Genomic DNA, 9,732 nt, shown 5'->3' on the forward strand with positions numbered 1-9,732 from the left:
CGAACAAATGTTTGTTATTTCTATTTTTGTTTTGTTAGAATAAAGAATACAGTAAAACATGGAGGCGGAGTATATGGCACAATTTGAGATAGAATCTGAGTTCCAGCCGGCAGGTGACCAGCCGAAAGCCATTGAAGAGCTGACCGCACAGCTTAAATCTGGCAGCCGGCATCAGACACTGCTGGGGGCAACAGGAACCGGTAAAACATATACGATGAGCCAGGTGATTAAAAATATCGGCAAACCGACACTGATCATTGCTCACAACAAGACGTTAGCCGGCCAGCTGTACAGCGAATTCAAGGAATTTTTCCCGAATAACCGGGTAGAGTACTTTGTCAGTTATTATGACTATTATCAGCCGGAAGCGTATGTGCCGCAGACGGATACTTTTATCGAGAAAGATGCACAGATCAACGAGGAAATTGATAAACTCAGACACTCGGCGACCAGTGCACTTTTTGAAAGAGATGATGTGATCATTATCGCTTCGGTCAGCTGTATTTATGGTCTTGGTAACCCGGCAGAATACAGGGATATGGTTGTGTCATCCAGAGTGGGCATGAAAATGGACCGCAATGAATTTCTGCGTAAGCTGGTGGATATCCAGTATGTCCGCAATGATATTGATTTCAAGCGCGGCAGCTTCAGGGTGCGCGGCGATATTGTGGAAGTGTTTCCGGCCTCGCAGGATGAAAAGTGTATCAGGGTGGAATTTTTTGATGATGAAATCGATCGCATCCGAGAGATCAACTACCTGACCGGCGAAGTGCTCGTGGAAAGGGAGCATTTTGCGATCTTCCCAGCTTCCCACTTCGTGACACGGGATGAAAAAATGCGCGAAGCGATAGCACGCATAGAAAAAGAGCTTGAGGAACAGCTTGAAATACTGCGGGATAACAATCAGCTGCTCGAAGCGCAGCGATTGGAACAGAGGACGAACTATGATCTGGAAATGATGCGGGAGATGGGATTCTGTTCGGGCATTGAAAACTATTCCGTCCATCTCACACTCCGCCCGAAAGGTTCGACCCCCTATACACTGCTGGATTATTTCGAAGATTTTCTCATCATGATTGATGAGTCCCACGTGACCCTGCCGCAGATCAGGGGGATGTATAACGGTGACCAGGCAAGGAAGAAAGTCCTCGTTGATCATGGTTTCAGATTGCCGAGTGCATTGGATAACCGGCCGCTCAAGTTTGAGGAGTTTGAAGAGAAAGCCCAGCAGCTCCTCTATGTGTCTGCCACCCCGGGCCCGTTCGAAGAGGAACATACGGAACAGATGGTCGAACAGATTATCCGGCCGACAGGGCTGCTTGACCCGACGATTGACGTCAGGCCGACGGAGCATCAGATTGATGACCTGCTTGAAGAAATCATCGCCAGAAGCGAACGGAAGGAACGCGTGCTCATTACGACACTGACGAAAAAAATGGCGGAAGACCTGACGGATTATTTGAAAGAAGCCGGTGTGAAAGTGGAATATCTCCACTCGGAAATTAAAACGCTCGAGCGTATCGAAGTGATTCGTGATCTGCGTATGGGCACATTTGATGTACTTGTCGGCATCAACCTGCTCAGAGAGGGGCTCGATATCCCTGAAGTCTCCCTTGTGACGATACTGGATGCGGACAAGGAAGGATTCCTCCGTTCCAATCGCTCCCTGGTCCAGACGATTGGCCGTGCCGCTCGTAACAGCGAAGGTAAAGTCATCATGTACGCAGATAAGATCACGGATTCCATGCGCTATGCTCTGGATGAAACTGCCAGGCGCCGTGAGACCCAAATGGCTTTTAATGAGGCGCATGACATTACACCGACGACGATCAAAAAAGGAATCCGGGACGTGATCAGCGCGCATGGAGAAGTCAAAGATGAAGAAAAAGAGGAAAAAGTGACAAAGAAAAAACCGGCCAAAATGTCTAAGAAAGAGCGGGAAAAAGTCACGGAGCAGGTGGAGCAGGAAATGAAACAGGCAGCAAAAGATCTTGATTTTGAAAGAGCATCAGAATTAAGGGACGCATTATTTGAACTGAAAGCAGAAGGGTGAGTTAATCGTGAGGAATAAAAACATCAGCATCAGAGGTGCGAGACAGCACAATTTAAAAGATGTGAACGTGGATATACCAAGAGACAATCTTATCGTTATGACCGGTTTATCAGGCTCAGGGAAATCATCACTTGCCTTCGATACGATCTATGCGGAGGGACAAAGACGTTATGTTGAATCGTTGAGTGCATATGCCCGGCAGTTTCTCGGCAATATGGACAAACCTGATGTTGATGCGATTGAAGGGCTGTCTCCGGCAATCTCCATCGATCAGAAAACGACAAGCAATAACCCCAGATCCACTGTATCCACCATTACAGAAATATACGATTACCTGCGGCTGTTGTATGCGCGTGCAGGAACGCCGTACTGTCCGATTCACAACATTGAAATTACTTCCCAGACCGTCCAGGAAATGGTGGACCGTATTATGGAACTGCCCGAAAGGACAAAGGTCCAGCTTTTCGCACCAGTGATCCGGGGGAAAAAGGGCAGGCATGAAAAGCTGCTTGAATCCCTCAGTAAGGAAGGGTATGCACGCGTAATCGTCGACGGTGAGATGAATGATATCGAGTCCGTACCTGACCTCAATAAAAGTAAAAAGCATGACATTGATGTTGTCATCGACAGGCTGGGCATCAGAGAAGGTGTCGAATCCCGGCTGAGCGACTCCCTTCAGACAACGCTCAATAAAGGGGACGGCAATGTCGTCGTTAATGTCATTGATGGAGAGGATCTGCATTTTTCCGAGCATTTTTCCTGTCCTGAGTGCGGGTTCACACTGACGGAATTGGAGCCGAGGCTCTTTTCATTTAATGCGCCGTATGGTGCATGCCCGGACTGTGACGGTCTCGGCATGAGAATGTCGGTGGATGAACGCCTGGTGATCCCTGATAGTTCCCTGACACTGGAAGAAGGGGCGATTGCCCCCTGGATCCCAGTCAGTTCAAACTACTATCCGACATTGCTGAGGCAGACGTGCGAACACTTTGGCGTTCCCATGAATCAGCCCTTCGAAAAACTGTCCGCCAGTGATAAAAAATTAGTCCTTCATGGTTCCAGGGGAGAAACGGTGGATTATGTATTCAAACAGGAGAATGGTGTGACCAGACGCAGAACAATGCCATACGAAGGCGTACTCAATAATATTGAACGCCGCTATAAGGAGAGTCCCTCTGAGTATACGCGGGAAGTTATGAGCAGTTACATGAGAGAGATCTCCTGCCATACATGCCGGGGCTACCGTTTAAATGAACAGGCACTGGCAGTGAAAGTGAATGGCAGACATATTGGTGAAGCGGTGGACCAGCCGGTCAAAAGAGCGGTAGACTTCTTCAGCACACTGGAATTTTCACAACAGAACAGCCAGATCGCCGCGCCGATTCTAAAAGAGGTGAATGAAAGGCTGTCCTTCCTGTATAATGTGGGTCTGGATTATTTAACATTGAACCGTAAAAGCGGTACATTATCCGGCGGAGAAGCGCAGCGTATCCGGTTGGCAACGCAGATCGGTTCCAGGCTGAGCGGTGTGCTGTATATTCTCGATGAACCTTCAATCGGACTCCATCAGCGGGACAATGACCGTCTGATTAACACGCTTAAAAGCATGCGGGATCTCGGCAATACACTGATCGTTGTGGAGCATGATGAGGATACGATGCTTGCCAGTGACCATATTGTTGATGTCGGCCCAGGTGCAGGTGCCCACGGCGGAGAGATTGTGGCAGAGGGGACACCGCAGGAAGTGATGGATAATGAAAATTCCATCACCGGCCAGTATTTGAGCGGCAGCCGTGAAATCCCCCTGCCGGAGAAATATCGCAAACCGAACATGAAACATGCGGTCGAGGTGCGCGGCGCCAAGGAAAACAACCTGAAAAATATCAATGTCAAAATTCCTCTTTCCGTCATGAACGTCATCACCGGCGTATCGGGTTCAGGCAAAAGTACGTTGATCAATGACATATTGTATAAGGGTATCCATACCCACCTTTATAAGTCCAAGCAGATTCCCGGCGAATACAAAGAGATCAGAGGGATGGACCGCATTGAAAAAATCATTGATATCGACCAGGCGCCGATCGGCAGAACGCCGCGGAGCAACCCGGCCACCTATACGGGAGTATTTGATAATATCCGCGACGTTTTCGCTCAGACGAATGAAGCGAAAATTCGGGGATATCAGAAAGGCCGTTTCAGCTTCAATGTCAAGGGCGGCAGATGCGAAGCGTGCAAGGGCGACGGCATCATAAAAATTTCGATGCATTTTCTGCCGGATGTATTCGTACCATGTGAAGTATGCGGTGGAAAACGTTATAATAGAGAGACACTGGAAGTGAAATACAAAGACAGGAATATCGCAGATGTTTTGGACATGACGGTAGAGGAAGCTTTTTATTTCTTCGAGAATCTCCCAAAGATCAAACGCAAAATCAATACGCTGCTCGATGTCGGCCTCGGCTATGTAAAACTCGGCCAGCAGGCGACAACACTGTCCGGCGGGGAAGCCCAGCGCGTCAAAATGGCTTCTGAACTTCATAAAAGGTCGGATGGCAAGACGCTCTATATCCTGGACGAGCCGACAACCGGCCTGCATTCCGAAGATATTCGCAAGTTGATTGATGTTATCCAGCGACTCGTGGATAATGGAGATACAGTGATTGTCATTGAACATAACCTCGATATAATCAAAGTGGCCGATCATATCACAGATCTTGGACCTGAGGGCGGGGACGGCGGCGGTACAGTAGTTGCCAGCGGACCGGTCCGGGCAGTAATGGATGAACCGCAAAGCTATACGGGTGAGCACTTAATAAAATGGTTGAACAGAAACCATCAGGAGGCTTTAAATGGATAATAGAGACCGCATTTTAAAGATGCTTGAAGAGGATAAGATCTCTTCAGAGGAAGCGATAAGGCTTATGGATGCGCTGAAGGAAAAAGAAGACGAAACTGAAAGCAGCGGTACCGGCGGCAGTTCCCAGTCCAATAGCGGTCAGTCGGAGAAATCATCCGGGAATTTTTCCGGGGCGAATGAAGTATTCGATCAGTTCGTCAGCGAGTTTCAGAAGCACTTCAATACAGAAAAAGCGAATGAAACGTACAACCAGGTGAAAAGCAAACTGGAAAATCAGAAATATGCATCCCAGGTTTTTGGAACGTTTGAGAAGGCTTTTGACAGTGTGAAAAATTCGAACATCGATTCCATGTTCAGCCAGGGTGCCAAAAACAGGCTGATTGAAACCATTGATCAGTCGTTTTCAAATATCTCTGTGGATATAACAAACGGCAATGTCAACATTGTCCCTACTGACAGGGTGACGACAGCTAAATTTGAAGTGACCCCTTTCTACAGAAAACTGGATAAGAAGCGCAATTACTTCCAGGACATTATATGTGAAGTAAAAAATGATGAATTGATGATTGTTTCAGATATCCGTACAGCCCGTGTAAATGTCGAACTGCAGGTCAACCCATCGATTGTCAACCGGCTGATCGTCTCCAGTTCAAACGGTAACGTGACAATCGATAATCAGGAATTCAAAGATCTCACAGTCGATATCCTGAACGGCAGCATCTCCCTGGAAAATGTGTCGTCAGACAGTGCATTCGCCAGAACATCCAGGGGTGATCTGGATATAATCAGCGGCAGTTACGGCGCTATCGAACTCATTTCAATGGTTGGGACAACCAACACGGACAAACTTAATGCAAAAGATATCACGGTGTCATCCAATGGTTCAGTGAATCTGACGCTGCAGGGAGATACGGAATCTGCTTCTGTCAATGCGAACATGGGCAGCATCAATATCGGCGTGCCAAGGGACCGGGCGCTGGAAGGCAGGCTCAGCACTGTTGTCGGGCAGATCAATTATCCGCCGGATCTCAATGTCAGATACATGAAACAACAGGATATCGGTTTGAAAGAACTGATGCTTGTCAACGATGCGGATGAAAAAGGTATCATATTGGAAGTCGGCACCAAGTTCGGCAGTGTCACGCTGCACCGCCAGTAAAATCTACAGGATTACCCCCCGGCCATCATGCATGCTGCACCCGGCCGGGGTGTTTTTATGATTGTCACAAAATGACGGCATGATTGTTTACATATGAACCGATATATTGAAAATGGACACATGTTTCTTTATAGTTGAATTATTAAAAGATGAGGTGAGGCCATGCTTACCGTGAAGACGCTGGCAGACAAATTCGATCTGAAGATAAAAGCAGGGGAAGAAGGCCTGCAGAAAGAAATTTTAAATATCAACGTATCAAGACCCGGGCTTGAAATTGCAGGATACTTTTCGCACTACTCTTCTGACCGTGTGCAGGTCCTGGGTATGAGTGAAACATCATTTTTCGAACGGATGCTTTCTGTCGAAGAGAGGGAAGACCGCTGCAAACGGCTTTGCAGGAAGGAAACGCCCTGTATTATCGTGAGCCGGGATATCACTGCACCGCTCGAAATGATTGAAGCATGCAATCAGTCACATACCCCTTTGTTTGTCACTGAAGACAACACAACAAACCTCATCGGCAAAATGTCGAATTTTCTTGAAAAGGCACTGGCCCCGGAAACGAATATGCATGGGGTGTTTGTCGATGTTTATGGCATCGGTGTGCTGATTACTGGAGAAAGCGGTGTCGGTAAAAGTGAAACGGCACTTGAGCTTGTTAAAAACGGACACAGGCTCGTCGCTGATGATAATGTGGAAATAAAACAGGTGTCAAAAAATGTACTGATGGGATCCGCCCCTTCATTGATCAGGAATCTGCTTGAAATCCGGGGGCTTGGCATCATCAACGTCATGACGCTTTTTGGTGCCGGCAGCGTGCTGGAAGAGAAGCGGATCATGCTGAATGTGAACCTGGAAGCCTGGCAGCCGGATAAAAGGTATGAGCGGCTCGGCCTTGACCAGGAAAAGATAGAAGTACTAGATTCGGAAATAGACCAGAAAACTATCCCGATACGTCCGGGGCGCAGTCTGGCAGGCATCATTGAAGTGGCCGCGATGAACCACCGCATGCACTACATGGGTTATAATGCTGCCCAGGAATTCAATGACAGGCTGAATCAGCAGATTCAGGTCAACGGAGGTATGACAGATGATCTATAGTACAGCGCCATTCAACCCGATCGCCATTGATCTGGGGCCGATTGCCATACACTGGTACGGCATCATTATCGCCGCAGGCATGCTGATCGGATACTTCATAGCCGACAGGGAAGCGAACAGAAAAGGACTGCCTGAAGGCACCCTGATGGATTTGATGTTTTACATCATCATCTTTTCACTGATTGGTGCAAGGCTTTACTACGTAATCTTCCAGTGGGGATATTACAGCCAGAACCCGCTTGACATCATCCTGATTAATGAAGGCGGTATGGCGATACATGGCGGTCTGATCGGCGGATTTCTAGCCGGGCTCATCTACTGCCGCAGAAATAAACTCAGTTTCTTCCAAGTGGCGGATATCATCGCGCCCAGTCTGATCCTGGGACAGGCAATCGGCCGCTGGGGCAACTTCATTAACCAGGAGGCGCACGGCGGAGAAGTAAGCCGTCAATTTTTGGAGTCGCTGATGCTGCCGGAATTCATCATCAATCAGATGTATATTGATGGGGCTTACTATCACCCGACATTTTTATATGAATCCCTATGGAACCTGGCCGGCTTTGTATTGCTGCTGCTGATCCGTCCGAGACTGAAAATCGGCCAGACCATACTGCTTTACTTAATCTATTATTCATTCGGACGTTTCTTTATCGAAGGCATGCGTACCGACAGTCTGATGATCGGGGACGTACTCAGAACGGCCCAGGTCATTTCAATCCTGCTTATCATCGGCGCCGTGGCTGTATGGATTTACAGGCGTATGAAGTACAACCTGCCAAAATACGGGGAAGTGTATGGTGTTTACCTGGAAGGTTCAGCGCAGCGCGGCAGCAATCCGGCTAAAAGCGGCAGACAGAAATCACAGGTCATGAGCAAAAAGAAACGGAAAAACAAGAAGAAAGGGAGGTAGGCATGAGACGGCTCGAGGTCAGGAAGGCGGGACATGTAAATCCGCTATGGAATATGTATCAGACAATTTCACGCTTAAAAGTTGTTAAAAACTTCATATTTATAGAGCTCGGGCGCTATGCCCCTTCAACGAAGATAAAACACAGACTCTATACGAAAGCACTCGGCATGAAGCTGGAAGACAATGTGTCACTGGCTTTCAGGGCGATGCCGGACCTCATGTATCCGGAGCGCATACACATTGGCAAAAATAGTATAATCGGTTATAATACAGTAATATTGACTCACGAATATCTGGTGGATGAGTATCGGGTGGGTGACGTTAAAATCGGATGTCATACGATGGTGGGTGCCAATGTCACTATTCTGCCGGGTGTGGAGATAGGGGATTATGCAGTTGTTGGAGCAGGGAGCGTTGTGTCAAAAGATGTTCCCGAGCATTCAGTCTGCTACGGAAATCCGCTTGTTATAAGGAGCAGGAATAATGAATAATAAAAAAATCATCCCCTTTGACCGGAGTGGAGAATTTCATTTCAATCAGGGGATAAAGAAATCAGAACAGAATAATAAGCGGGATGCACTGAGAAGTTTCCGGAAAGCGATGGAGCTTGAGGGGGACAATCTGGCGTATCTGTCGCAGTATGCCTACATGCTCGCAGAAGTCGGGCGGGGGGTTGAAGCGGAGCATATATTGATCAATGAATTCATTCAGCATCAGTATGATGCTGAATTTTATTTTATACTGAGCCAGGCTTATGTCATCATGGATGATCCGAACAAGGCGTTCCTGTTCGGTGTACAGTATGCAAAGAACAGACCCGAAGCGGGCTATGAAGCGGAGCTTGAAAAGATGTTTGATGTTGATATCAGTGATGAGCATGAAGTGGAGCGGGAAGCCGACCGCTTTACAGGGCAGCACATTTTCCAACACCTTTTCATGAATGCCCGCATCGAGGAGGCGCTCGAATATTTGAATTCAATGCCTGCAGATATACAGGAGGAGCGTGAGTTCAGGAACCTCAAGGCGATGGCTCTCCTGTTTTTGAATAAGTATGAAGAAGCGCATGTTTTGCTCGAGCAGCTGTTAAAAGAAGACCAGACCGATATGCATGCATTGAGCCACATGACACTGCTCTATTACCATACCGCAGAGGAAGAAAAATACCATGCCTCGCTTAAAAAGATGGAAGTTGTGCAGCCGCTGGATGACGATGCAAGATTCAAAGTCGGTCTTGTGCTCAACTTCCTGAAGAAATATGAACGCTCTTATGAGCTTTTATATCCGCTCTATAAAAAGCAGTCGTTCATCAGCTTTCAGCTATTGCATGCGCTGAGCCATTCCAGCTATCACATGGGCGATATGGAAGAATCCAAAATGTTCTGGAACAAAATGCAGACATTTCACAGAGTCAGCGAAGCATACAGTCCATGGAAAAAGGATGAAGCAGCACAGAAAATTACAGATCTTGAACTTGAGTATTTAACAGATGATGATGCCTACAGGCGCCTTCTCGGCATATACAGAATATATAATGTGTTTCCCCGCGATGCGATACTCGGGCATGCGGTGTGGGACACGATTGAATCTCTGGATGACTATGAGAAGCTGTACATTTCATTTTTATTCCAAGGATTGAAACTCGTGCGGCTCGG

At 47.5% G+C, this 9,732-nt stretch carries 7 protein-coding genes; all 7 read left to right on the plus strand.

Annotated elements, in window-relative coordinates:
* Positions 1-73 precede the first annotated feature (73 nt).
* Positions 74-2,053: an excinuclease ABC subunit UvrB gene (uvrB, locus tag G343_RS0105210; RefSeq protein ID WP_020007065.1), complete on the plus strand. Its 1,980-nt coding sequence runs from the start codon at positions 74-76 to the stop codon at positions 2,051-2,053.
* Between the two features lie 7 nt (positions 2,054-2,060).
* Positions 2,061-4,910, plus strand: coding sequence for an excinuclease ABC subunit UvrA (uvrA, locus tag G343_RS0105215; RefSeq protein WP_020007066.1), 2,850 nt, complete (start codon positions 2,061-2,063; stop codon positions 4,908-4,910).
* Positions 4,903-6,069: a DUF4097 family beta strand repeat-containing protein gene (locus tag G343_RS0105220; RefSeq protein WP_020007067.1), complete on the plus strand. Its 1,167-nt coding sequence runs from the start codon at positions 4,903-4,905 to the stop codon at positions 6,067-6,069. Before uvrA ends, G343_RS0105220 begins: the two co-directional genes overlap by 8 nt.
* Positions 6,070-6,231: 162 nt before the next feature.
* The gene (hprK, locus tag G343_RS0105225; RefSeq protein WP_020007068.1) at positions 6,232-7,170 is read left to right on the plus strand and encodes an HPr(Ser) kinase/phosphatase; all 939 of its coding nucleotides are present in this window, start codon (positions 6,232-6,234) and stop codon (positions 7,168-7,170) included.
* Entirely contained in the window at positions 7,160-8,080 is a 921-nt protein-coding gene (lgt, locus tag G343_RS0105230) for a prolipoprotein diacylglyceryl transferase (protein ID WP_020007069.1), read from the plus strand. The genes hprK and lgt overlap by 11 nt, the downstream gene beginning before the upstream one ends.
* Before the next feature lie 2 nt (positions 8,081-8,082).
* Positions 8,083-8,571, plus strand: a complete 489-nt coding sequence (locus G343_RS14315; protein ID WP_020007070.1) for an acyltransferase — start codon at positions 8,083-8,085, stop codon at positions 8,569-8,571.
* The coding region (locus G343_RS14320) for a tetratricopeptide repeat protein (RefSeq protein ID WP_020007071.1) at positions 8,564-9,732 on the plus strand (1,169 nt) is incomplete at its 3' end. The genes G343_RS14315 and G343_RS14320, both read left to right, overlap by 8 nt.

Origin of the sequence: Salinicoccus albus DSM 19776 (assembly GCF_000385175.1) — a bacterium.
In the GTDB taxonomy this organism is placed as follows: domain Bacteria; phylum Bacillota; class Bacilli; order Staphylococcales; family Salinicoccaceae; genus Salinicoccus; species Salinicoccus albus.

What these genes read in the sequence shown, in the direction of transcription:
- hprK (WP_020007068.1), top strand. Translation starts at nt 6,232, where the DNA reads ATGCTTACCGTGAAGACGCTGGCAGACAAATTCGATCTGAAGATAAAA.
- uvrB (WP_020007065.1), top strand. Translation starts at nt 74, where the DNA reads ATGGCACAATTTGAGATAGAATCTGAGTTCCAGCCGGCAGGTGACCAG.
- lgt (WP_020007069.1), top strand. Translation starts at nt 7,160, where the DNA reads ATGATCTATAGTACAGCGCCATTCAACCCGATCGCCATTGATCTGGGG.
- G343_RS0105220 (WP_020007067.1), top strand. Translation starts at nt 4,903, where the DNA reads ATGGATAATAGAGACCGCATTTTAAAGATGCTTGAAGAGGATAAGATC.
- G343_RS14315 (WP_020007070.1), top strand. Translation starts at nt 8,083, where the DNA reads ATGAGACGGCTCGAGGTCAGGAAGGCGGGACATGTAAATCCGCTATGG.